At 48.4% G+C, this 24,995-nt stretch carries 27 protein-coding genes; 8 read left to right on the forward strand and 19 right to left on the reverse strand.

Translation table 11 applies throughout. The annotated features are described in order from the left end of the window. The first annotated feature begins 57 nt into the window (after positions 1-57). Together P404_RS0104985 and P404_RS0104990 are read left to right on the forward strand one after the other, a co-directional pair. Complete coding sequence (locus P404_RS0104985; RefSeq protein WP_014971221.1) at positions 58-939, forward strand: YitT family protein; 882 nt, start codon at positions 58-60, stop codon at positions 937-939. Between the two features lie 38 nt (positions 940-977). Next, the gene (locus tag P404_RS0104990; protein WP_026830142.1) at positions 978-1,880 is read left to right on the forward strand and encodes an alpha/beta hydrolase; all 903 of its coding nucleotides are present in this window, start codon (positions 978-980) and stop codon (positions 1,878-1,880) included. A 54-nt stretch (positions 1,881-1,934) separates the two neighbouring features. Here P404_RS0104990 and P404_RS0104995 read toward each other — a convergent pair whose 3' ends face one another. The 14 genes from P404_RS0104995 to P404_RS0105060 form a co-directional block, all read right to left on the reverse strand. Continuing rightward, positions 1,935-2,759, reverse strand: a complete 825-nt coding sequence (locus P404_RS0104995) for a squalene/phytoene synthase family protein (RefSeq protein WP_014971223.1) — start codon at positions 2,757-2,759, stop codon at positions 1,935-1,937. Between the two features lie 132 nt (positions 2,760-2,891). Continuing rightward, positions 2,892-3,119 carry a carbon storage regulator CsrA gene (gene csrA / locus P404_RS0105000; RefSeq protein ID WP_014971224.1) on the reverse strand — a complete coding sequence of 76 codons (228 nt, stop codon included), beginning with the start codon at positions 3,117-3,119 and terminating at the stop codon, positions 2,892-2,894. Next, a complete protein-coding gene (gene fliW / locus P404_RS0105005) occupies positions 3,119-3,559 on the reverse strand; it encodes a flagellar assembly protein FliW (RefSeq protein ID WP_026830143.1) in 441 nt (146 codons plus the stop codon). Before fliW ends, csrA begins: the two co-directional genes overlap by 1 nt. A gap of 4 nt (positions 3,560-3,563) precedes the next feature. Further along, the gene (locus P404_RS0105010; protein WP_026830144.1) at positions 3,564-4,142 is read right to left on the reverse strand and encodes a DUF6470 family protein; all 579 of its coding nucleotides are present in this window, start codon (positions 4,140-4,142) and stop codon (positions 3,564-3,566) included. 17 nt (positions 4,143-4,159) lie between these two features. Further along, complete coding sequence (gene flgL / locus P404_RS0105015; protein ID WP_014971227.1) at positions 4,160-5,119, reverse strand: flagellar hook-associated protein FlgL; 960 nt, start codon at positions 5,117-5,119, stop codon at positions 4,160-4,162. Between the two features lie 7 nt (positions 5,120-5,126). Then, the gene (gene flgK / locus P404_RS0105020) at positions 5,127-6,656 is read right to left on the reverse strand and encodes a flagellar hook-associated protein FlgK (protein WP_026830145.1); all 1,530 of its coding nucleotides are present in this window, start codon (positions 6,654-6,656) and stop codon (positions 5,127-5,129) included. Positions 6,657-6,668: 12 nt separating this feature from the next. After that, positions 6,669-7,076, reverse strand: a complete 408-nt coding sequence (locus P404_RS0105025; protein WP_014971229.1) for a flagellar protein FlgN — start codon at positions 7,074-7,076, stop codon at positions 6,669-6,671. A 98-nt stretch (positions 7,077-7,174) separates the two neighbouring features. Next, positions 7,175-7,423 carry a flagellar biosynthesis anti-sigma factor FlgM gene (gene flgM, locus P404_RS0105030; RefSeq protein ID WP_014971230.1) on the reverse strand — a complete coding sequence of 83 codons (249 nt, stop codon included), beginning with the start codon at positions 7,421-7,423 and terminating at the stop codon, positions 7,175-7,177. 36 nt (positions 7,424-7,459) lie between these two features. Continuing rightward, positions 7,460-7,840 carry a hypothetical protein gene (locus tag P404_RS0105035; protein ID WP_026830146.1) on the reverse strand — a complete coding sequence of 127 codons (381 nt, stop codon included), beginning with the start codon at positions 7,838-7,840 and terminating at the stop codon, positions 7,460-7,462. Positions 7,841-7,882: 42 nt separating this feature from the next. Beyond that, on the reverse strand, positions 7,883-8,287 hold the full coding sequence (locus P404_RS18750; RefSeq protein ID WP_236624325.1) for a ComF family protein: 405 nt from the start codon (positions 8,285-8,287) through the stop codon (positions 7,883-7,885). A 230-nt stretch (positions 8,288-8,517) separates the two neighbouring features. Further along, positions 8,518-9,732: a helicase-related protein gene (locus P404_RS17350; protein ID WP_051590460.1), complete on the reverse strand. Its 1,215-nt coding sequence runs from the start codon at positions 9,730-9,732 to the stop codon at positions 8,518-8,520. 187 nt (positions 9,733-9,919) lie between these two features. Next, positions 9,920-10,765 carry a DegV family protein gene (locus P404_RS0105050; RefSeq protein WP_014971232.1) on the reverse strand — a complete coding sequence of 282 codons (846 nt, stop codon included), beginning with the start codon at positions 10,763-10,765 and terminating at the stop codon, positions 9,920-9,922. A 134-nt stretch (positions 10,766-10,899) separates the two neighbouring features. Continuing rightward, positions 10,900-11,595 (reverse strand): response regulator, encoded by a 696-nt coding sequence (locus P404_RS0105055; RefSeq protein ID WP_026830147.1) that lies wholly within the window; start codon positions 11,593-11,595, stop codon positions 10,900-10,902. Beyond that, positions 11,592-12,764, reverse strand: a complete 1,173-nt coding sequence (locus P404_RS0105060) for a sensor histidine kinase (protein WP_014971234.1) — start codon at positions 12,762-12,764, stop codon at positions 11,592-11,594. The genes P404_RS0105055 and P404_RS0105060 overlap by 4 nt, the downstream gene beginning before the upstream one ends. Positions 12,765-12,862: 98 nt before the next feature. On the opposite strand from P404_RS0105060, the gene P404_RS0105065 reads away from it, so the two are divergent. The 3 genes from P404_RS0105065 (at position 12,863) to P404_RS0105075 (ending at position 14,995) form a co-directional block, all read left to right on the forward strand. Further along, a complete protein-coding gene (locus P404_RS0105065; protein ID WP_014971235.1) occupies positions 12,863-13,504 on the forward strand; it encodes a YigZ family protein in 642 nt (213 codons plus the stop codon). A 68-nt stretch (positions 13,505-13,572) separates the two neighbouring features. Next, positions 13,573-14,604, forward strand: a complete 1,032-nt coding sequence (locus tag P404_RS0105070; RefSeq protein WP_014971236.1) for an LCP family protein — start codon at positions 13,573-13,575, stop codon at positions 14,602-14,604. Beyond that, positions 14,579-14,995, forward strand: a complete 417-nt coding sequence (locus P404_RS0105075; RefSeq protein WP_014971237.1) for a GNAT family N-acetyltransferase — start codon at positions 14,579-14,581, stop codon at positions 14,993-14,995. The genes P404_RS0105070 and P404_RS0105075 overlap by 26 nt, the downstream gene beginning before the upstream one ends. 104 nt (positions 14,996-15,099) lie before the next feature. On the opposite strand, the gene chrA is transcribed toward P404_RS0105075, so the two are convergent. From chrA to P404_RS0105095, 4 genes are read right to left on the reverse strand one after another with little or no spacing between them, the layout of a single operon-like run. Beyond that, complete coding sequence (chrA, locus tag P404_RS0105080; protein WP_026830148.1) at positions 15,100-16,257, reverse strand: chromate efflux transporter; 1,158 nt, start codon at positions 16,255-16,257, stop codon at positions 15,100-15,102. Between the two features lie 54 nt (positions 16,258-16,311). Further along, on the reverse strand, positions 16,312-17,433 hold the full coding sequence (locus P404_RS0105085) for a DUF418 domain-containing protein (RefSeq protein WP_026830149.1): 1,122 nt from the start codon (positions 17,431-17,433) through the stop codon (positions 16,312-16,314). 54 nt (positions 17,434-17,487) lie between these two features. Next, on the reverse strand, positions 17,488-18,531 hold the full coding sequence (locus P404_RS0105090; protein WP_014971240.1) for a glycosyltransferase family 4 protein: 1,044 nt from the start codon (positions 18,529-18,531) through the stop codon (positions 17,488-17,490). Between the two features lie 57 nt (positions 18,532-18,588). Continuing rightward, complete coding sequence (locus P404_RS0105095; protein ID WP_014971241.1) at positions 18,589-18,990, reverse strand: Rok-like winged helix domain-containing protein; 402 nt, start codon at positions 18,988-18,990, stop codon at positions 18,589-18,591. Between the two features lie 291 nt (positions 18,991-19,281). Between P404_RS0105095 and P404_RS0105100 the strand changes: the two genes are divergently transcribed. Further along, positions 19,282-20,766, forward strand: coding sequence for an N-acetylmuramoyl-L-alanine amidase (locus P404_RS0105100; RefSeq protein ID WP_026830150.1), 1,485 nt, complete (start codon positions 19,282-19,284; stop codon positions 20,764-20,766). A 157-nt stretch (positions 20,767-20,923) separates the two neighbouring features. On the opposite strand, the gene pgmB is transcribed toward P404_RS0105100, so the two are convergent. Then, positions 20,924-21,586, reverse strand: a complete 663-nt coding sequence (gene pgmB, locus P404_RS0105105) for a beta-phosphoglucomutase (RefSeq protein WP_014971243.1) — start codon at positions 21,584-21,586, stop codon at positions 20,924-20,926. 276 nt (positions 21,587-21,862) lie between these two features. Between pgmB and secA the strand changes: the two genes are divergently transcribed. After that, complete coding sequence (gene secA, locus P404_RS0105110; protein WP_026830151.1) at positions 21,863-24,223, forward strand: preprotein translocase subunit SecA; 2,361 nt, start codon at positions 21,863-21,865, stop codon at positions 24,221-24,223. Further along, entirely contained in the window at positions 24,207-24,965 is a 759-nt protein-coding gene (locus tag P404_RS0105115; RefSeq protein ID WP_014971245.1) for an SLAP domain-containing protein, read from the forward strand. The genes secA and P404_RS0105115 overlap by 17 nt, the downstream gene beginning before the upstream one ends. The last annotated feature ends 30 nt before the right edge of the window (positions 24,966-24,995 follow it).

Here is a 24,995-nt window from a genome sequence, read left to right on the forward strand (position 1 = left end):
CGCGCCTTAGTGCTTTTTTGTTATAGTAATGAAAAGTGTGTAAAAAGGAGGAGTTCGATGCCCGCGACTGAACAGGCCAAACGACACCGCCGTTCGACCAAATGGCAACTCGTGCGTCGCCTGTTGCTATTGACGATCGGTGCCGTGATTTTTGCAATCGGACTAAAAGGATTCCTTGTTCCAAACAGCATCATCGATGGTGGCATCGTTGGGATTTCGATCATTGCCTCCAAACTGACGGATACGACGCTTGCCTTATGGTTGTTCTTCCTCAATATTCCGTTCATCTTCTTTGGCTACAAACAAATCGGAAAAACGTTTGCTTTATCGACACTCTATGCCATCTCGATCATGGCAATTGCGACGAAACTGCTCGAAGACATCGGACCGATGACACGCGTCGATCTACTCGCTACTGTGTTTGGTGGATTGATTCTTGGGATTGGGGTCGGAATTGTCATTCGGGCCAGCGGTTCGCTCGACGGAACCGAAATTTTAGCCGTCTCGTTTAGCCGCTCGACACCTTTTTCTGTTGGTGAGATCGTCATGTTCTTTAACGTCTTCATCTTAGGTGCTGCCGGTTTCGTCTTTGGCTGGGACCGGGCGATGTATTCGCTGATTACGTATTTCATCGCGTTTAAGACGATTGATGTCGTCATCGATGGACTGGATCAGTCCAAAAGTGTCTGGATCATTTCTGAAAACCACGAAGAGATTGGTCTAGCCATCATGGACCGGCTTGGTCGGACGATGACCTACTTAAATGGAGAAGGGGCGTTTTCCGGTGATGACAAAAAAATCATCTTTTGTGTCATCAGTCGTCTGGAAGAAACGAAATTAAAAGAAATCGTCCGTGATTTTGACGAAGAAGCCTTCATCGCCATCGGGAATATTCACGATGTCCATGGTGGACGCTTCAAGAAAAAAGACATCCATTAAAACAATCGATTTAATCAGAATAGAGAGGGAGGATCGCCGTGTCGTTGTTGAAAAAACACCGTAAGAAACTGATTGCCGGACTGATCGTATTGATCGTCCTGATTTTGATTGCGATCGTCGGGATTTCCGCTTACGTCGGTTCTTCGTTGACGGAGCCGACTCGGGAACCACTGACGACCAATCCGAAAAAAGCAGAAGGTCTTGCTTACGAGAAGATTTCCTTTCGGTCCGTCAAAGACCGGACGCGCTTGTCCGGTTGGTGGATTCCAAGCGAGGACGCCAAGCTGACGATCGTCTTCGCCCACGGGTACGGGAAAAATCGGGAACAAAATGATTTACCGGTTTTACCACTGTTTAAAAAATTTCATGAAGCCGGCTATAATGTGCTAACGTTTGATTTCCGGGGATCCGGTGAATCCGAAGGAAAACGTGTCACGGTCGGTGCAAAAGAACAGGATGATTTGTTGACTGCCGTCAACTATGCGAAATCACGGGCATCCGAACCGGTTGTCCTGTACGGGATCTCCATGGGGGCTGCGACTTCTCTTGTCACGGCACCAAAAGCGGACGTTGCAGGGGTCATCGCCGACAGTCCGTTCAGCGACCTCAAAAATTATCTCGAGACGAATCTGCCGGTTTGGAGCGGACTCCCGAACTTCCCGTTCACACCAATCATCTTGCAGGTGACACCACCATTGACCGGACTGAATCCGGAACGGGTCCAACCGCTTGAGGCGATTCGCCGAATCGAGTATCCGATCCTCATGATTCATGGGAAGGACGACGATGCGATTCCGGTGACGGAAAGCATGCGCCTCCAAAAAGCAGCACCCCGGTCTGAGTTGTACGTCACGGAAAACGGCGGACATGTCCAGTCCTACAAACATGACCGAGCGGCATATGAAGACAAAGTCTTATCATACCTCGAAGATATTCGTTAACCACAAAAACGGAGACCCTGTTCCTAGGAACGAGGCCTCCGTTTGTCGATTCACTTATCGTTTTAAAACCGCACTTCCGACAATCTTCAAGACTTCCGGTCGACTGAGTTTTTCTTTTCCGCGTGCGAGCGCATCGAGCGTCCCGTGCGCAAGAGCCAGCGGAATCTTACAGAACTCATAAATCGTCGTCTGTTTCGGAATCGATGCCAGATACGCATCCGCTTCCGCTAAGTTCTCGCGTGCATAATCAAACATCGTTTCCGTCGTCCAGCCCGGTGGGAAATAACCGACTCCGCGTTCGGCATCTTCTTGTTGATTCCGTAGGATGTTGACAGCCTGCAAACCGCGTCCAAACCCAATCGCCTGCTGTTTATCGGTCACGATACCGGCTTTCCAATACCAGATATCCGACAACATGACACCGACGAGTCCCGCCACGTAATACGTATATTCGTCCAAGTCAGCAGCTGTTTTGACCGTCCAGTCGCGTTCCGCCCAAACCGCCATCCCTTCTGCCATCTCAGCCGTCGATTCCAGTACTTTCGACCGAATGCCGACTGGGCAGTACGCAATCCATTCCGGAAGACGACGCGTCACTTCCGGTAACTGATTGGCATACGGGGCAATCAGCGTCCGGTATGTTTCATCCGAAAAGGTTCCCCGCATCAGTAGGGCCGTCTCGCGCAACAGGGTTGTTTTGATGTCTGTCGACAACTCTTCGTGATCCTCGATCTCGTCGATTGCCCGCATACATAAATAAGCAGCGCCGACTGCTTCCTGTAATTCCTGTGATAGACGGCTGATCGGTATATAAAAGGTCCGGCTCGTCGCTTTTAGTACACGATTCGCCTCTTTCTTCAGCTGCTTCGTCTCATTCATCCCACTACACTCCCTCTTTAGTCAAAAAGGTTTCTTTTCTCTACATTACTATACACGATTCAAAAGAAATGAGCATTTTTTTCGTGAGATGAAAAAACTTCTTCTGCTAGGAATTAGCAAAAGAAGCCTCGATTATGTATCCGTCCGCTGTTTCAACAATTGACTCATCAAACCGGTACTTTGCGACGCTTCCGCATTTTCGTCCTGAATCGCCAGATAGATCTCTTTCCGGTGAATATCGATTTGTCGTGGGGCATTGATCCCCAGTTTGACTTGATCGCCTTCAATCGCAAGAATCGTCAACTCGATATCGTCACCGATTTGAATCGCTTCTCCTGCTTTTCGTTTTAAAACGAGCATCAGCGGCCACCTACTTCGGTCAAACTGCCAATCATCCGTCGGTTCGCATACGTTTCGTCGAGGATGATTTGTTTCGCTTGACGACGTTTCGTCTCCATGACGAACGGTGCGCGCAAGTTTGTCGTCGATTCTTGGAAGGGTTCCCGTAAGGTCACGGTCGTATAGACAGCGACTTGTGCGGTTTCCTGAATACCAAGTTGTTCCTTGGCAGACTCCGGCAATTCAAACACATAGTCCGGATCAATCCAAAACGGATTCGTCACGACGAACGCACATTCCTCCTGATCAATCGATTGAAACGACCAAAAGGGAATCCCTTCTCCAAACGGTAACAGGATAAAACGGCGGGCATCTGGAAAGCCCGGTACTTCCGAAGCAAAGGTGATGATTTCACTTTCTTCTACTTGAACCGTACCAAAAAAGTCAGTATTGATTTGCATATGATTATCCTTCCCCATCGAACATGCCGCCGACCGGCCACATATCCAGTTGATTTTGTTCCCGTAGATAAATTTCGACCGTACCTTCCGTCACATTCAACTCCGGTCGATTGACCTGGACCTCAATCCGCGGTTTCTCAGCCGTATAGTTGAGTTGTACTTCTGCCGGCGTGTAATTGATTTTGACCCGATCGAGACTACGTGGTGAGAAACCAAGTGTCGTCACTTCAGCAGGCGGCGTGTCCCGCGATTTTGCGACGCGGGCTACCGCATTTCCCCCTTGCTCGATTCGCATCAATTGATCGCCTTCCGCTGCTGCCCGACTAACTGCCTGTTGCCCCATCTGACGACCATATTCCGCATAACGCTGGACGGACTCGAACGCCGGAAGTCGTCCCGTTTCAATCATCGCTTGGGTCGAGTCGATTTCGAGACGTGCTGCGACGGTCTCGATCGACAGATTCCCTTTTGGTTGTTCGATCGATAACGACGCCGGTGCCTGATGTTGCTCAAGCGTGGCCCGGGTCGCATTGATTCCAATCTTCGCTGACGTTTGACGCATCTCAAGATGTGGCAGATTCACCGTCCGTCATTCCCTTCTTAACGTAAGAAATCAAGCAAGGTCGGCTGAATGATCCGCGCCCCCGCACTGAGTGCCGCACGGTGTAACGTTTCATACGACTTCAGTTCCATGATGACTTTTTCGGCTTCGATGTCTTCGTTATCCGACATGACCGATTTTGCGATAATTTCTTGATCCTCCAGACGCGACGCATTCAGTTCGAGGCGGTTGACCCGCGCCCCGAGATCAGCTCGCGTTTCGACCGTCTGATTGAGCATACTATCCAAATCTTTTAACATGCCTGATAATTCGGCTCCATTATTTGAACTATCGACGGCCCCTGCGTCTGAAACCCCACCAAGCGCATCGTATAATTTTTTGAGCGTCGTAAACGTCTCCGGACTAAAGACATTCGTCGGTGAAACGTTGACTTGGACTTCAATTCCGGAAGAAATTTCATAGCGGATGACTTCATTTTCTTTTTCAGTTGGATCACCGTCCGTAAAAACGGTATCAACCGCCTTACCTGGTGTTGTTAAATAGTCTTTCAGACCTTCCATCGAAATGAACGGCTGATCGGTCTTTGTTCCATTAAAAATGGCTTTTTCATTATATTTCGTGTTCGCCAGTGTCCCGATATGTTCAATCAACTGACCCACTTCGCTTTGGATTGCTTTTCGTTGCGTGGCATCATACGTATCCGTCGCAGCTTGTGTCGTCAATTCACGGACCCGGCTCATGGCGGATGTCACTTCGTTCAGTGCCGAGTCCGTCAAGTCCATCCAACCTGTCGCTTCATTGACATTTTTTTTGAACTGTTCGACTTCACGCACTTCTGTCCGGTAACGTATCCCTTGCATCGCGACGACCGGATCTTCAGATGGGCGCTGAATCTTTTTTCCACTGATCAATTGTTCCTGCATCGCACTCAGTTTTTGATAACTGGCTGAGAGATGTCCGATATTTGTTTTCGTCAGCATCGTTTGTGTTACGCGCATTTAGTCATCACCGTCCTACGATTCCCATACCATTGATGATTTTATCAAGCATCTCATCAACCGTAGTAATATTACGCGCTGCCGCGTTGTATGCATGTTGGTACTGAATCATCATCGTCATTTCTTCATCAATCGAAACAGCCGAAACCGACATACGGCGCTGTTCCGCACTTTCCATCAAGACGGCAGAACTCTGACCGAGCCGAGCGACCTGATCCGTTGCGACTGCCATGTCTCCAATGACATTTTGATAAAACGAACCAACTGTCGTCGTCGTATCGGATCGTTCAAAACGAATGCTTGTTGTCTTCATGTTGGCCAGCTTCAAGGCACCGGCACTATCACCGATGTTCCCGTCCGTCGAGGTAGCAATGTTATCCAGACTCTTTTTAATGTCTGCTCCAAGCGTAATCGACTTCGCCGTAATTGCTTCCCCGTTGGAAGAAACAAAAAATTCATTTGTGCCATTTGTCGTATCTTTTTTTACGTTCGTCGCATGCGCTTCGTTGAATGCAGTCGCAAACGTCGTCGCCATCTCATCGAGGTGTCCTTGCATGTTGACGTACTCACCGGTTGCTTGACCATCCTCCACGTGTCCATACATCTCAATCAGACCAATTAATCGACCTGATGAAAAACCGCCGGCTGTGTCAAATGACATCGTTTGTGAATCCGTTTTGAATCCTGTATAGAGGCCATTGTCATCTGTTGTAAAGGTCAACGTCCCAGCTTTTGGCAGATCCGAATCCACTGCAAGCAACTTATCACCATTCGGTAATTTGATTCGAACATCGATCCGACCTTCTGCCGTTTTAACCGTATTCCCAAGTGTCCCTTGCTGAATCGCATCACCGTCGACTGATACTTTTTCAAAATCGACGTACTCTGCGAGTTCATCGAAATAACGGTCTCGTTCATCATAAAGTGCATTTGGTAACACACCAAGCGGTTCGACCGTATGGATTTCCGCATTGATATTATGAATCTTTTTGAACAGATCATTTACTTTTTTGGTCGAGACCTCAATCTCACTTTTCAAGTCACCTTGTACTTGATTGAGTGCCTTCGCCATATAATTAAACGTTTGTGTCAACGTCTCGGCTTTTTGACGGACGACACTCCGGGCACCTGAATCTTGGGGATTCGTTGATAAGGTCTGAAGGGATTCCCAAAACCCATCAAAGGCTTTGGACAAGCCGGTATCGGATGGTTCATTGATGACGTCTTCCATCCGACCGAATGCGGCCTCTTTTGTACCATAGTAAGATGTCTTCGTCGCCTCGTCCCGGTATTGTTTATCGAGCATGACATCACGGACACGTTCGAGGAGTTCACCTTTCACACCGGTCCCGATTTGTCCCATCTTTCCTGTCCCGATGGCCATCGACAGTTGTTCTGTTGTCGCCATGACAAGACGTTGCCGTGAAAATCCGACGGTTCCTGCATTGGCGATATTGTTTCCGGTTGACTGAAGTGCCCACTGATTGGTCGTCAGCGCACGCCGGCCTGTTTCAAGCCCCATGAATGTTGATCCCATGTTGTTTCCCCCTTAGGCATTTCGATTGAAGTGTGCGCGATCCAGCGCGGATTGACCGTATGTAAAATCATCGGCTTCCGGTATCAACAGTTCAAGATGCCAGTTGAGATACTGAAGCGATTGTTCGAGCAGGTCGGCATTCAGTTCATTAAGTGCCTTCAGTTGACCGATTGCCTGGAGTAACTGACGCATGGAATCGACATCTGTCGGATGAACCTGTAGCCATTCCGTCATCGTCATCGTCCCCATCTGTTCGATCCGTTGCTGTTCCAACTGTTCGATGCGTTTCAGATGAACCGGTTCTTCCTTGACGATTTGCGAAAGACGTTGCATGTCGTTTTGAATCAGGACCTGCTTTTTTTCTTCTGCTAGTTTTAATAACGGAATGTGTGCTGCTGTCAGCTGATCGATGAGTTCCATCCGTCCATTCCTCCTCTTCTATTATGTATATGCGTTCATATAAAAAACGACCCGCGCATCCGTGCCCCGAGTCGCCTCTACTGTCTGAGTTAACCTTCTTACAAGTTCAAGAAACGTTCCGCGATTTTTTTCGCATCCGGTTTATAGGTTCCATCCTGAATGGCTTGACGAAGGGATTCGATTTTCTCGGTCCGGGAAGAAGGTGTCTCACTAAAACGCATCCGCGCTTCGCTTGAGATCGTCACTTCATCCGGCCGATTCGTACGTGTTGGTTCTGTTCCTTCTACTTTTTGATTTTTTTCGTACGCTTTAGGCATATTCACCCATTTCGTAGAATCAATTCGCATGTGAACACCTGCTTTCTAGACTACAAGATTCTTAATTCAAGTTCGATACGTTCTCGGTTTCGAAGGGGCAGAAGAATCCAGCATCGCTTGGGCGAGGTCACGTCGCAAGGTATCACGACATTCGGCACAAATCGTGCCATCACGGGAGGGCTTCCCGCAACTCTCACACATGATCTCCATCTGAGAAATCTCAGAAATCAACAATCGCCCTTCTTTAATGTACCGGTATACGTTTTCTTTTTTCACACCGATAGTCATCTCAATATCGACAGGTGAGGTTCGGACTTTTCGCCGTTCTCGCAGGAACTCACGCACCTTCTCAAAATCAGTATGATCTTTTCTGATACAATCCACACAGAGATCAGAAGATTGACGAACAAATAACTTCCCACAAGTTTTGCAGTTTAATACATCCATTTCCTTCACCTCATATTGAATATCGGCAGGAAGGAGACTTTTTTAAACACTTCGAAATAAAGTTACGGCAGAAATTTCTTTCGCTCCGGCTTCACGCAGTCGAGAAGCGGCTTGGCGTAAGGTGATTCCTGTCGTGTACACATCATCCACAAGCAGAATGTTTTTTCCGCCAACCGGTTGAATGACGTGAAACGGGTTCGTCCGCTCGTACCGTTGTCGTCTCGATAAGTGGCTGAGCGCAACACCGTCCGTTCGCTCCAATGCCAGATGGACGCGTCCCCGCAACATCCGGGCAATCCATTCGGCTTGATTAAAACGACGTTCTGCCAACCGCTCCGGGCTTAACGGAATCGGAACGATCCAGTCCTGTTTGACTTTTACCTTCTTCAGCTCTGTTTTAAACACTTCGAGCAAAGCGGTGTCTCCGAGAAACTTATACTGTTTCATAAATGCCTTGGCCTGCGGATGATAGAGAAACAAGGGATGTGTGACCAGTGTTTGTCCCTGCTTTCGCCACTGCTGACAGTCCGCACAGAGCGCGTGTCCCGGTTTTCCACAGTCTGCGCATTCCCCTCTTTTTACAAATTCTATTTTACAGGTTGGACACAGGGTTTGCCTAGTCCAGACGTTCGACAACGACCAACTTGGTAAAAATGCCTGTCCGCAAAGTCTGCACTTCATCGAAATCCCTCCCGGTTCGCTTGTTTGATCTGATGAATCGCCTGATACATCGCATCGGAGCGGTCGTTCGCAAAAAATACAACCTCGCCTTCCGGAAAATCCGCACTCCGTCCGACACGACCGCTGATTTGAATCAACGCCGCGACACTAAACGCTTGATCGGCATCCAGCACGGCGACTTGAACATCAACGAGCGTCACGCCCCGTTCTAAAATCGTCGTCGTCAATAAAATCCCGGTCGTCTGACGAAACTGTCCGACCTTCGTAATCCGGTCCGGATCGGCGGCATGGACGGTTTCGCTTTTCAGTTGGTGTTGACGGAATACGTCTTGCCATACCTTCAGGTCGTCGACTTTCGGGACGAACACGAGTCGGGGCTTCGTCGAATGGGTGGCGAGCCAGTCCAAGACATCCGTCTCGGTATACGGAATCTGTAGACGAGGGACAGGTAACGGAAATCCGTGATAGCGGCGCATCAGCCGGACGGTCGGAAGGAGTTTATTGCGTAACGATGGGGTCGCACTCAGTAAAATCAGTGAGGCCCCTGTCCGCATCGCTTGACGGACATAGCGGTGTAACGTCCGGTCCGCATGATAGGGGAAGGCATCGACTTCATCGATGAAGACGACGTCAAAACAAGCACGGTAATGAATCAATTGGTGGGTCGTACTAATCGTGATATCGCCAAGCTGGAGGCGATCTGCAGATCCGCCAAACAATGAGACGATTGTGGTCTGCCGGAATGCCCCCTTCACATGCACCGTCAACTCCCGCACGACATCCGCTCGTGGTGTCGTGATCAAGACACGTTTCTGTGTACAAAGCGCCCGTTCAATGCCCGGAAACAGCATCGGTGTCTTACCGGCTCCACAGACGGCGTGGACGAGCAATCGTTTCTTTTGATCAATCGTCTTGACGATTGCGCGCGCGATCCGTTGTTGATCGACGGTCAAGTTCAGTTCGGCATGGTGGTCGGCTTGAACCGGTTCTAACGGGCGTGGGTCCGTCACCAGGTAGTCACATGTCCGCAACTTGCCAAAAACCAGGCAATGACGGCAGTAATAACAACGTTTCCCACACGTACACGGACCACGCGTCGGTAACTGACCACACCGTTGACAACGCCATGTCACGGCCGGCAAGCGTTTGATTGGATAATCGATTGGTTCGTCTAGCTGATATGCCGGAATCACGCGTCCTCTTAGATCCATCTGTCACGTCCTTTCTACAACCGGCCTTCACGCCAGCGTAGACATGTTTTTCGTCAACGTCCTCGCATTTCCTGCTCATCCAAATCATGTCACGCTATCACAAAATGCAAACAACTCCACAAAAAAGACGCATCTACTTGAGTAGACACGCCGAAAGTTTCAACTATGCGTTTCGTTTGTTCTAGATTCAGGCTTCTTGATACCACGTGATCCCGATCGCTCCCGGTCCTAGATGCGTTCCGATGACCGGACCAAACAGACTCATCTCGATCCGTGCTTCCGGGAATCGTGCCTGCAAGACCGCAATCTCGGCTTCTGCTTTAGACGAATCTTCTGCATGAATGACACCGATGACGTAACCGGCTCCGGTTCCATGAATCGTATCTTCCATCATCTCTTCGATTCGTTTGACTGCCCGTTTGAACGTCCGGATTTTTTCGAACGGCACGATCTTTCCTTCAACAAAATGAAGGACCGGTTTGATCTTCAAAAACGAACCGACGACAGCTTGCGTCATGCTGAGGCGTCCGCCACGCTGCAGATGCTCTAAGTCATCAACGACGAAGTAGGCGCGAATCAGTCCTTTTAAATCTTCAAGGCGCGTGACGATTTCAGCTGCCGTCGCACCTGCATCACGCATCCGGACCGCTTCCTTCACTAAAAAGGCTTGCGGCATGCAGGAAATCCGGGAATCAATTGGATGTACCTGGACGTGTTCGACCATCAGATTGATCGTATGTAGTGCCTGATACGTGCCACTAATCCCACTCGATAACGTGATGCCGATGATATCCGTTCCTTGTGGAAGACGGTCAAACGCATCGACGATATCTCCAATGTTCGGTTGCGAAGTCGTTGGGAGACTTCCTGTCTGAATCCGTTGATAAAAATCGGGTACGGAAATATCAATGCCTTCCCGGTACGCTTCTCTATCAAAAATGACACTGAGCGGTGCGACATGGACGTTGTTTTCTTCACAATAGGTAGTTGGCAGATAGGCTGTACTATCCGTTAAAATCACAATCTGGCTCATTCGTGAATTTCCTCGCTTTTAAGAGTTCCGTCGTGACATAAGGTATTCTGACAGGTCACAATCGCTTTTCATCATATCATATTTTAGTCTGTAAAAAAAAGAAAGACGGAGCCGAATCGGCTTCCGTCCTGAAATCAAACGACGACGACCCAGCCCCGCCGAATGGCTTCGACAACGGCACTAGTACGGTCAGGAACATTCATCTTGCGTAAAATCGATGACACATGATTTTTGACAGTCTTTTCACTAATAAACAACGTGTCGCTGATTGCTCGATTGGAGAATCCATCTGCGAGTAGCTGCAAGACTTCGCATTCACGACGCGTCAGCACATGGAGCGGTGCTTCCGCAACACGTTTTTCGATGGGTTGAGAAGACATCGTCTGTTTCATCTTCATCAAACGACGGTATTCTTGCAGTAAGTTTGGCGTGACTTTCGGATGGACATAACCACCCTCCCGATAAACGGAACGAATCGCATTCACGAGCTCATCCGTCGCCATCTCTTTTAAGAGATATCCTACTGCCCCTGCCCCTAACGCATGCATGACATAAGTTTCATCGTCATGGATCGACAGAATGATGACACGAACTTCCGGATGAACTTCCATCAGACGTTTCGTTGCTTCGACACCATTGACTTTCGGCATATTTATATCCATTAAGACGATATCAGGTTGATGGGCTTCGACAAGCGGAATGACATCCGCTCCGCTTTCCCCTTCCGCGACGACGATGAACTCTTGTTCAAAATCAAGAATTCGTTTGACGCCTTCACGGAAAAGCTGATGATCATCGATGATGACTACTTTTACTTGCTCGTTATTCACAGTGTTTCCCCTCTCACTCCGGATTCCTCAACTGGAATCCTTACCTTGATGACTGTCCCTTTTCCTGGTTGCGTCTCGATCTCAAACTCACCATCAATCAATTCAATCCGTTCACGCATCCCGATCAATCCAAACGATTCATCACACGATTCGACGATCGAATCGAAATCAAATCCGATCCCATTATCTTTGACGTGAATCCGAACGGAATGTTGGTACTGTTCTATGATAATACGAATGTCCCCTGCTTTGGAATGCTTAACTGCATTTTGGACGGCTTCTTGAACAATTCGGAAGACGGCGACTTCATACGTCGACTCAATCCGCTCCCCTCCCCCGAGATAGTTGAAGTGGATCGGAATGTTGGAAATTTCCTGCATATGTCGTAAGTAACGTTCGAGTGTCGGGACAAATCCGAGATCATCGAGCGTCATCGGACGTAAATCATAAATGATGCGCCGGATGTCGGCTAACCCGTCACGAATCAACGTTCGCAGACGATGAATCTCTTCAAAAGCGGCCTCCGCCCCGTTATGTTGATGGATTTTTTCAATCAAGTCGGCCCGGATCAAGACATGGGCCAGCGTCTGTGCCGGACCATCATGCATATCACGCGAGAGCCGACGCCGTTCATTCTCAGCCGATTGAAAAACTTTTAATCCCATTTCTTGTTTCTGCATCGCTTTTTCGTACTTTTCATTCATGACCTGCATATCGTCCGTCAAAAAGTTCAGGACAACCGAGACACGACTGATCAACATGTCGGCTCGTTCAATCGTTTCATCGAGTTGAATCAAACGTCGTTCGAGTTCATCCCGCCGCTTGCGGCAATTCATCTCATCCCGTTGATTGATGAATGATTCGAGTTGAAGCGCGTTTGCTGTCTCATACGCGGACCGGATATCTTGTTCCGAGTAGTTGTCGAAGTTCTTGCTCACGATGACGAGTCGCGCTTTCGAGTCCTTAATGTGTCGTTCCAGCCGTTCGGCTTCTTTGATATAGTCGTGAACACGTGTCTTCAGTTCCCGTAACTCCTGCTGGATCTCAGCATATTGTTCGCGTGAACTTTCTGTGATGCGAACGATTTCTTCCCGACTTTCTTCTACGACACCAATGATGTTCTGTACGATATCATTCAAGGACAGTCGCTCCCCCATCTCATTCGTCATGCTACTCCCTCCGTTCCTTGCCAGTCCCCACGGTTGTCTCTCTCTTTAATCGTCGTTATGCTAGAAAGAACTAGTTCACGAGGAGGACATTTTTGATTATGACATTATTTAATTATTATACAGTAAAAGAAAACGGTTTCCATGAAATCATTATCCAAAAGTCACGATTTATTACATATTTGGCGCGTGCCACCTCAGAAAAAGAGGCACAGGGCTTCATTGCGGACCTCAAAAAAAAACATCACGACGCGAATCATAATTGTTCCGCTTATGTCATCGGCGAACGAAACGAGATCCAAAAAGCCAATGATGACGGTGAACCAAGTGGGACAGCCGGCGTCCCGATGCTCGAAGTCTTAAAAAAACGGAATCTCCGAAATACCGTCGTCGTCGTCACCCGTTATTTCGGGGGCATTAAACTCGGTGGCGGCGGATTGATCCGTGCTTATGGCACCAGTGTCTCGGAAGCCTTAAACGCCGTCGGGATCATCGAACGGGTCGCTCACGATCTCGTTGAAGTCACAGTCGACTATACGTGGTTAGGAAAGCTCGAGAATGAGTTGCGGGCAACCCCTCACATCATCGAGCAGATTCATTATCTCGATCACGTCAAGATCGACGTCTGGGTGGAAGAGAAAGATGTACCTTCCTTCATCGACTGGATGACGAACCTGACAAATGGACAAGCGGTTCTCAAGAAAACCGTTTCCCGCTACATCGAACGTGACATTCAACCCTGACCTGCTATACTGTTTGTAAAGAATTTAAAAGTTTTCTAATAATTCAGTAAAGTAAGGAGTAATGAACTGTGGATGACTCAAAACGATCCCGTTCTGCAAAACAAAAACCGAAACGGTCTTGGTTTAAAGTGTTCGTCACCGTGTTCCTGATTGTTTTCATCACAGGAGGTGCCGCATTTGCCTATGTCGCGAATAAAACATTCCAGGCTGCCAAGCAGTCAGAAGTCAAACTGTCGCGTGGTGATAAATCAGACAAACGGGCTGCTGCCGTCGATTTGACGAAAGACCATTTTTCCGTCCTGCTTGTCGGAACGGACGAACGGCCCGGAGACACCTCTTCACGAGCCGATACGATGATTGTCGCAACGTTCAACAAAACCGATAAAAAAGTCAACCTGCTCAGCATTCCACGTGACTCCCTCGTCATGATTCCGTCTGTCGGTTACGAAGATAAGATCAACCATTCCTACGCCTTTGGTGGGATTGATTCGACGATCGAAACCGTCGAGATGCTGCTTGACATCCCGATCGATTATTATGGCTCGATCAACTTCAATGGTGTCGTCGCGATCGTCGATGCCGTTGGCGGGATCGACGTCGACGTCAAATTACCGATCGATACGTTGAATTCATCAGACCAAAAAAATGGTGTTAAACTCGAACCGGGTCTTCAACGCTTAAATGGAGAAGAAGCGCTCGCTTATGCCCGGATGCGTTATCAGGATCCGGAAGGTGACATCGGACGGACAAAACGGCAACAACAGGTCGTCCAAGCCATCATCGATCAGTCGACATCTTTTGGATCCATCACGAAACTAAATAAATTGATGGATGCGACGGGTGATAACTTCACGACGAACATGTCACTGACAGAAGCGTTCCAACTCCAACCGTTCGCGAAGTCCCTGAATGCCGTTAATCGGATTGATTTGAAAGGAACCGACACGAAAATCAATGGTGCCTACTATTATCAGCTTGATCCAACGTCGCTTACAGAAGCAAAAGCTGCTTTAAAAGAACAGCTTAACCTGCCAACTACAGCTGACGATCCAACGCTTACACCGGAGGTCACGGATGATTCGACAACTGGAATCAACTGATTATCCGGCTCTCTACCACCTTCAACAACGGGCTTATCAAGTCGAGGCGGATTTGATTGGTGTCCTGCCTTTCCCACCGCTGACGCAAACGGAAGCCCAACTGGTGCAGGAGCAGCCCGGCGGTTATGTTTGTGTGTGCGAGGGAACACTTGTCGGGGCGCTGACCCTTGAACAGGAAACGATCACACGGCTGATCGTCTCCCCAGATCATTTTCGTCAGGGGATTGCGAAACAGCTCGTGCAACATGTTTTGACGCGACAGACCGTTCGTTTCGTCTCGACGGCTGCTGCAAATCATCCGGCGATTGCCTTATATCGGCAATTCGGATTTCGACAAACCAACCAACAGACACGTGATGCGATTGTCCTTGTGACACTTGAACGGTCATGAAGATCCATAAGCTTGCGGTGTGCTTGCTCCCATCGAAAAACGAACGATTCCCTGTTACAAAACAGAGGAATCGTTCGTTTTTGTGTCTTGAGCTCGATTTTGACTCAGATCAAGTTCATGATTGTACCAATCAAAGCACCGATTATCACGATGCGCAGCGGCGACTGTTTATAGAACCGAAGCAGACAGAACAAACCAAATGCGACGAAAAAATCAGCACCTGTCTTGACGCTTGATGTAAAGATCGGGTCATACAAAGCTGCCAGTAAAATACCGACAACTGCCGCATTCACCCCGATCAGCATCCGACCGACCTGTTTGTTCGAACGGACGCGGTCCCAAAACGGGAGCACACCGATGACAAGCAAGAAGCCGGGCAAGAAAATAGCGAGTGTCGCAAGGATCCCGCCCGTCAGACCGTTTACGACTGTCCCAAGGTACGTCGCAAATGTAAAGAGCGGTCCCGGTACGGCCTGAGCTGCCGCGTAACCAGCAAGAAAACTATCACCCGTTAAAAAGTCAGGGACAAGTGACTGCTGTAAAAACGGTAAGACGACGTGCCCGCCACCAAAGACGAGCGCTCCCGCGCTGTACATGATACTTGTGAGTTGGACATTCCCTGTCGCGACATTCGCTAAAATCGGTGTCGCAACGAGCAGGACCATGAACAAGACCAAGGCACCGATGCTGAGAAGACGTGGTACGCGAATATCTAACTTTCCGCCACTAGCGGGTTCATCCTCGAACAAAAACAGACCGATCAGTGCTGCAAGAATCAAGACGCCTACTTGCGCGAGCGGGTGTGCGAGAAGCAAGACCCCTGCAAGGGCAAGCAACATCAAGAACAACCGTTTCGGACCAACGGCGAGTTTCGTTCCCATACCAAGCACGGCATCAGCGACGATTGCGACGGCGACGAGCTTCAACCCATGAATGAATCCGGCTTCCGCCAAATTGAATTCAGTCGCAAGCAACGCAAAGATGACCAAAAGAATACTCGACGGTAACGTAAAGCCGATGAATGAGATGATGGCGCCGATGACGCCCCCCCGGACAAGTCCAATTCCCATTCCGACCTGACTTGAAGCCGGGCCGGGCAAGAATTGACAGAGAGCGACCAAATCGGCATAAGCCTTCTCATCCACCCATTTCCTTCGTTTGACATATTCCTCATAAAAGTATCCTAAATGGGCGACGGGTCCGCCAAATGACGTTAATCCGAGCTTCAAGGACACGATAAAAATTTCGATCCATCTGTTCATATAACCACCTCCACCAATGATTATACGAAAAGTTTGTAAATTTTCTGTGACCGTTCATACATTCTGTGATTTTTTTAAGCCATATGTCCCCGCACGCCAGACCGCTTCGATCGGACCTTGACGGTGTTGGTTTAAGTACCAGTTCGAGAACACGACTTGTATTGCCAACAACACGATGACAGACAACGTCCCTTGCCATAACGGAATCGTTCCGTACATGCCCGTCAGGAAAATCAGTACCGTAAAGACCATCGTCTGCATCAGATAGTTCGTCAATGCCATCCGCCCAAGCACTTGAAAACCAGACAGCGAACGACCGGATCGAAGGAGTAAAGCCACTCCTGCCGCATAAGTCACAGCAAGCGTCCGTCCCGATAACCAGACAAAAAAGTAGTTGGCCAGTCCGTCCGGCACCGGTCCTTGATGAATACGAATGATTTGATACAACGCAGGGAACGACAGGACGAGACTGATGCCGAATACCAGCACAAGTGTCCGTGTCGCTGGCGGTCGGATCGTAAAACGTTCCATCAAATAGGCACCAATCAAGAACAATGATAAGATTTCCGGAAAAATCGTCAGCGTGTTACTTAACGCCTGCGGCAGCTGAACCGTTGCGTGATAGGATATGTAGTCAATAAACTGCCGCGACGCTACCAGTTCCTGAATCGTACCATCCGGCTCGACGATTGATTGGTCACCCACTGACCGGGCGTACATATAAATCGATCCGTACAGGAAAAACGTGTAGAGTTGTAAGGTGATCCCGATGAATAATTTCGTCGTCGGACGCGTCTTGACGAACAAGAGTAAAAAGAAACCACTGAGTGCGTATGTCTGTAAGATATCCCCTTTCCAAAACAAAAGATGGATCAGTCCAAACACAAATAAAATACTCAGCCTGCGAACAAATACCCATAATGACTTCCCTTTGACACGGAGACGATCGATAAACAAAATAAAGCCTGCTCCAAACAACACACTGAACAACGTATAGAATTTCGTCTGGATCAAGAGGTCAAACAATAATCGAAGCATCCGGTCTGCTTGTCCCATTTCACTCGTCAAACGCTCTCCGAGAAAACTCGGCATGTTGACGAACAGAATCCCGCACAAGGCGAATCCCCGTAAGACATCCAGATAGACAATTCGATCTGTACGTTCCATCAGATTCATTTTAGACACTCCTAGCGTCAATCAGCCGCTCAAATCCTTTGAGCGGCTGATTGGTTATTTTGATGTGATTCGTTCTAACAGATTGAGTAAGGGACGATACCGCTCGCCGAGTAAGCCCAATGATTCGACTAAGATATCGAGGACGAGTAACAACATGAGTAACGAGACGAGTGCTCCGAGCGAAGTCGTCTGGGAAAACAGAATCGCTGTCATGCCGAATACGGCACACAGTCCATAGATGACGAGCACGGCTTGCCGCATCGTAAACCCAAGATCAAGCAATCGGTGGTGCAGATGGGCTTTGTCTGGCGCAAACGGTGGTTTCCCTTGCAGGACCCGACGTACGATCGCAAACAACGTATCGGAAATCGGAATTCCAAGCAAAATAACCGGAACGGCCAGTGAAAACAAGGTGACATTCTTGAAACCCAGCAATGACAAGACCCCTAGCATGTAGCCGAGGAACAATGCTCCCGTATCTCCCATGAAGATTTTGGCCGGATAAAAGTTGTGGAACAGAAAACCAAGCGTACTCATCAGCAACAGAATCGCGACGATCGTCACGTAGACGTTGCCTTGGATGACGGCCAAGCTGATCAGTGTCAACAGGACAATGCTCGAGACACCCGCTGCGAGTCCGTCTAACCCATCAATCAAGTTGACGGCATTCGTGATTCCGATGACCCATAAGAACGTCAACGGCACACTCCACCAACCGAGGAACAGTTGTTGATCAAAGGGGAGATTGATGAATTCGATCCGAATCCCGCCGTTTAAGACGACGACGGCGGCGACGATCTGCCCCATCAACTTCAGCCGGGCATTCAATTGAAAACGGTCGTCGAGTGCTCCTGTCAAAATGACGACAAAACCACCAACCAAAATATGCGTCGCATACGGACTTGAAGGTTGCAAAATAAAGTAGCCGATCATGAAGGCGATATAAATCGCAAGTCCGCCTAAACGCGGCATGATCCGCACGTGTACTTTTCGCGCGTCCGGACTGTCAACGGCACCGACTGCAATCGCAAAGCGTTTCACGACGGGTGTGATCAGTAAGGCCGCGATAAAACAGACAATGGACGCCGTCCATAACATAATAACATCACGCTCCTGCGCGAATTATATCATAAAAAAAAAGAGCCGACGAGCGGCTCACATGAAGATTGGGACTTCTGCAGACGGATCATATGTATAGATGCCACGGCCTACCTTTTTAATCGCAGGGTTCGCTTGTTCGACCTTCGCCATCAACTGATAGATGTTGCTGATCTGATGACGGTAACGTAATTCGAGTTCCATCTGAATGTCACGCGCTGACATCGACTCACGTTCACGCATCAAGTCACTGATCTGGTGGACATATACTTCCAGCGGGTAACGTTGATTGACACGACGTTGCTTTAATGGACGTTCTTGTGTCACAGCGATTTCTTTTGCCGAGTCACCGGTTCCACGGCTCAGTTCCGCGATTAAATATTCTGCGCGTCGTTGCAAACGACGATATTCCTCTTCGATTTCCATCAGTTCTCGGTAGATATGTTCACTCGTTCCCATTCATTGACCTACTTTCCTAAATTAAACATAAATATTTCAATTATGTTTAATTGTATGTTTTTTGAAATATAATTCACTACATTTTGCCTCTTTAATATATAATTTTATTATATATTTAATTATTCTGTAATATTTTTATCTCATTGGGTAGCAGTTAACTACACTTCATATTAACAGAAAGGAGCTGTAACGGAACATATAAATTATAAATTAAACTATTTCAAAAGCACTTAATTGACTATATAAGCTTTTATACGTATTTATCTTACTTAAAAGGAGACTGGAAATTTAATGGACAAAATAACTAAAATCTTGACCTCAGCGTTAGTACTTTTGCTTCTGATCACGATCGTATTTCCGTCCTCATTAGTATCGGCTGCAACTGGAGTAACGTTTACGAAAACAACGTATAAAACAACCGATTTGTTAAATCTACGTTCAGCAGACTCCGTTTCTTCAAAAAAATTGGCATCGATTCCGAAAAATACAGCCCTCACGTCCAACTACCGTGCTGGTGATTGGTATCGCGTCACGTACAGTGGAAAGACGGGTTATGTTCTTGGTCAATACTTAACTAAAGTCGTTTCGGGCACGACGTTTACGAAAACGACATATCAGACGACTGACGCGTTATCGTTACGTCAAGCTGCCTCTACGGTATCAGCACGGCTGTTGACGATTCCAGTTAAGACGTCGATCAGTTCCAGTTTCCGCGATGGCAACTGGTATCGCGTCACCTATAACAACAAAACAGGGTTCGTCTCTGGCTCCTACTTAAAAAAAGTGACCGTTGCTCCTACCACTGCTTATACGACGACCGAACGACTCAACTTACGCAGTGCGCCGACAACTTCCGGCACGTTGCTGATGACGATCCCAAGCAATCAGGTCGTCCAGTCGCTGTCCATCAGCTCGAACTGGCATAAAGTCACGTATGGCGGGAAAACAGGTTATGTCATGGGAACCTATTTGAAAAAAGGAACGGCTTCGCCAGCTGCGACACCTGCCGGCAAAGCCGACTACAGTGGCGCGAAGATGTATGTCTTGATTGATTCCGGAAGCACAGTCGCCTTACGTTCTGCTGCTTCCGTCTTGAGTGGACAAACCGCCCGACTCGGACGGGGAACACCACTCGTCGTGACGAATAGTCTCCATAAAACGCGTGGTTTCGTCGCCGTCCAAACGGCAGATGGTCGTCGCGGTTATGTAGAAGCGACGTATTTGACCCTCTTCCAACCAAGCACTTCCAACCGTCCACTGATCGTCCTCGATCCCGGTCACGGTGGGTATGATCCTGGTGCCGTCCGGTCCGGACTGGCAGAACGTGATATCGTCCTAGCCGTTGCGCGCCAAGTCGCAGGTCTCCTTGAAGGAAAAGTCGATTTGACGTTAACACGGTATACGAATGATTATTATCCGACATTAGGAGACCGGAGTGCGATGTCGAATGCGCTTTCGACAACGCGTTTCGTCAGCATCCATACCAATGCTTCTTCTGCGGTGAGCGCGTCAGGTGCGGAAAGCTTTTATTCCAAAGGATCAAGTTCGATTCAACTCGCACAAGCGATCCAGCAACGACTGACGAGTTATGCCGGCATGAAGAACCGGAATGTACGCTTCGCCAATTATGCCGTCATTCGCAACACTCAAGCCCCGGCAGTCTTAGCAGAACTTGGTTTCTTGTCGAACAGTGCGGATCGTGCGAAACTCGCAAGTCCGGCTTATCAAACACGTTATGCCCAAGCGATTGCAGACGGGATTCTCGCTACGCTTTGATCAAAGGAAGTAAGTCAAAAAAGCCCTGATTCCTCGCCCGGAATCAGGGCTTTTTGGCACGACAAAAGGACCACTCAGGGAAGCGGTCCTTTTGTACTCACATGAAAAGAGATCAATCAGATGAAACAATCGACCATCAGGGAATGGTTGATTTTCATTAGCGACTAGCTAGAATTTGCTCAAGGGAAAGCAAATCCGTCGAATCGACACGATAGTCTGCCTCATGTAACGTCGTTTCCGGTCCGACTCCAACAGCATACATACCTGCTGCATGAATCGCCGTGATACCTGCGGCTGCATCTTCTACACCGATACAACATTCAGGTGCGACGTCAAGCGCTTCAGCTGCCCGTAAAAACACTTCAGGGTGTGGTTTTGACTGGGCAACGGTCGCTGCATCGACGATATCATCAAAATAGTGTCGGACTCCAAGTGCCTCAACGACGGTCAACGCATTTTTAGAAGCCGACGCCATTCCGATCTTCAAGCCAGCAGCACGGATTTCATCAAGGAACGCAATGATTCCCGGTAAGAGATCCTGTTCTGAGATATGTTGGATCAACGTGACGTAATGGTCATTCTTTTTCGTTGCGAGCGTTATCTTCTCTTGCTCCGTGAAAGCATCTTGCTTTCCGCCAAGTGTTAAAATCCGCTCGAGCGAATCGGTTCGACTGACGCCTTTTAGTGTTTCATTGAAATCCCGGTCGAACGGGATGTCCAGTTCCTCACCTAGTTGTTTCCAAGCCAGATAATGATACTCGGCTGTATCGGTAATTACGCCGTCTAAGTCAAAAATGACCGCTTCAATCGTTGGTGCCATCCGACATCCATCCTTTCATCCATCGTACATGAAAGACAAGAAATCGAATGATTTGCGCAAACGATTGCACTTGCCTCAAGAATTATTCTACCTGTTCCCTCCCTTCTTTGCAAGCGTTATCAAAAAAACAGCTTAAAAACCAAATCCTCTTTACTAGAGAACGTTTTCATATCCAAGGGAATGTTTTACTTTTTTCGTTCTTTACTATTCGTTTTACAATTTTTAACTGTTATAATGAAAACGAGTCTGATAGTCGAATTGAAGGAGTGACTAACTATGTTTCAGCGTGTTAAACAATTAATAGATGAACAGAGTCGTAGAATGCGGCGTTACGAAAAAACCGTTTTATTAATTAACAGCTTAGAAGCAGAAATGGAACAAAAAACGGACGAAGAATTACGACGTTTGACACAATCCTTAAAAGACCGTCTTCAAGCCGGTGAAAAAATCGAAGCCATTACGGTAACCGCCTTCGCGCTTGTCCGGGAAGCAAGTAAACGGACGCTCGGATTACGTCATTATGATGTCCAATTAATCGGTGGGCTGTCGCTTCTTTCAGGACATATCGCGGAAATGGCGACGGGTGAAGGAAAAACGTTAGTCGCTTCGCTCGCAAGCTTCACACAGGCCTTACATGGACAAGGTGTCCACGTCATCACGGTCAATGAATACCTGGCCAGACGCGATGCCGAGCAAATCGGTCAGATTCACCGTTTCTTAGGTTTGACGGTCGGTATCAATTCTGCTGACTTATCTTTTGAAGAAAAACAACACGCGTATGCGTCTGACATTACATATGGTGTCGGGACAGAATTCGGATTCGATTATCTCCGTGATCATCTCATCATGCGACCAGACGATCGCCTGCAACGTCCACTTCGCTTCGCCTTGATTGACGAAGTCGACAGCGTCTTAATTGACGAAGCGAAAACGCCCCTCATCATGGCAGAACGCGATACGGTTCATGAAGGGTTGCAACAACTCGTCCGCCATGTCATCCAAGACTTTATCGAAGACGCAGATTATACATTTGATGAAGAGGTCAAAGCGGTTGCCTTGACCGATCAAGGCATCGAAACGATTGAACAGGTTTTTGGTATCGATCAGCTGTTTGCCGCTGAACATGCCGTTTTGTTTCATTATGTCATCCAGGCACTCCGGGCTCATGTCGTCTTACAACGTGATGTCGATTATATCGTCAAGGATGATAAGATTGCCCTCGTCGATCTGTTCACCGGGCGTCTCATGGAAGGGCGGAGTCTGTCTGACGGTCTCCATCAGGCACTCGAGGCGAAGGAACAGGTCAGTGTGACGGAAGAAAATCGGACGACGGCCCAAATTACGATCCAGCATTATTTCCGCCTCTATCACCATGTCTCCGGTATGACAGGGACTGCTGCGACTTCGCGTGATGAATTTTTGAAGACTTACCGGATGGACGTCGTCTCGATTCCACCAAACCGTCCTAAAATCCGCGTCGACGAACCAGATGTCCTGTTCTTGACCAGTTCTGAAAAATATACGGCCATCGCCAGAGCGACAGAAACGGCGTATGCGACCGGACAACCGGTCCTCATCGGAACGACATCAATCGAACAGTCTTTGAAGGTCGCACATGTTCTCGACGAACGAAAAATCCCTTACGAAATTTTGAACGCCAAAACGGTTGATCAAGAAATACGGATCATCGAATCCGCCGGACGACAGGGACGAGTGACGATCGCAACGAACATGGCCGGGCGTGGAACCGACATCCTGCTCGATGATACGGCAAAAGCACAAGGTGGTCTGTTTGTGATCGGGACAGAGCGACATGAATCCGTCCGGATCGACAATCAGTTGCGTGGCCGGGCCGGGCGTCAAGGTGATCCCGGTCGGACCCGCTTCTATCTTTCGCTAGAAGATGATCTGCCCCGGCGTTTCGCACGCGATCGCCTGATTCGCGTAAAAAAGAAGCTGGGTTCAGTCACAGGACCCATCGGTGCGAAAGAAGCCCAACAATTGATGGCGTTTGCGCAAGAGACATGCGAATCCGTCAACCGGAGTGTCCGCGACGATCTCGTCCAACTCGAAGAAGTCATCAGCGAACAACGTCTTGCCATCTATCGTCTGCGTAATCAAATCGTTGACTCGACGACACTGGATCAGTTCGTCCGACCATTTGCGGCTCGGACGGTTCATTCGTATCTCGAACATCATTTGACAGACGAACTGGTCCCGGAGGAGTGGCCGATTGATTTACTGAAGACGGAACTGGAACAACTCCTTCATCAGCCGATCACACTCGTCTTAGCTGATACGATCGATGGCGTCAAACAACAACTCGAACCGTTGATCGACTCCGTCGAACAACAGATGACAGTCCACTTAGCAGAACAGGAAGAAGCGGCGCGACGTTTCATGTTGCTTGTACTGGATGAACAATGGACAAGCCATCTGACAGCGATGAACTCGTTGAAGGAAGGAATTCATCTGCGTAGTTATGGGCAGGAACAACCCGTCCGAATCTTTGAACGAGAAGGAATGGATTATTTCCGGTATGCCATCTTAAGTTTTGAAAAACACGTTGTTTCCGGACTTTGCCGTTCGGAAGAGACGTCTACACCAGGAGGACTGATTCATGCAACCATCGACTGATTCGTTATTGATTCAACCTGCCCTTTACTTCACTGAGGATATGCCGATCGTCAAGGAAGACGAATATGTCTTTCGTTATGCCTTGAATCAGTTACCGAAGCTTGGACCTGGTCAGCTGGCGATCCATTTGTTTCAAGTCGTACAGACGGAACCGTTCCAATTGATTGCTCTGTTCCAGAATACGCTCGAGCAACATTTCCAGCTCAATGACTTGGTTGTCCTCGTATTGTCGGGTGATCAGCTTGTCGCCCGAAAAACATTTACGATCGAAGAAGTACCGGTCTTACTTCCGATGGCGACATTACCACTGTGGCTCGAATTTTCAGAAGACGAACAGTTTGTGGATATAACGACACTCGCGACACCACTCGAACTGGTCTTCTCAAATGAACAGTTATCGGATTTAGTCATGGATGTTACGTTGACAACGTCAGAACAACGGCTTGTTCGCCAAGTCGCCTTTTCTCACCCCGCTCCACCAACAGACGGCTGGTCGCTGTTGCCGGTTTCGCTCTTCAAACGTGAACAGACCGTCGATGCCATCGTCCTAGTCCGTAATCCAAGTGAACAGTCGATTGAGCTCGACCCACTCGACTTTGAATTAATCTGCGGCGATCAGACCGTCTCAACTACTCAATATGAAGCCGTCACGGTCTCTGCCAAAAGCGAACGCGCCATCCGGTTCGTCTTTGACTACACGGCAAAAGTAACGGATTCACTCGCGTTACGTTATCTTCCTTAATCGTTTTTTCAAAAAATGGACTTCTCGTCA

Source organism: Exiguobacterium antarcticum DSM 14480, from assembly GCF_000685865.1.
Classification (GTDB): Bacteria; Bacillota; Bacilli; order Exiguobacteriales; family Exiguobacteriaceae; genus Exiguobacterium_A; species Exiguobacterium_A antarcticum.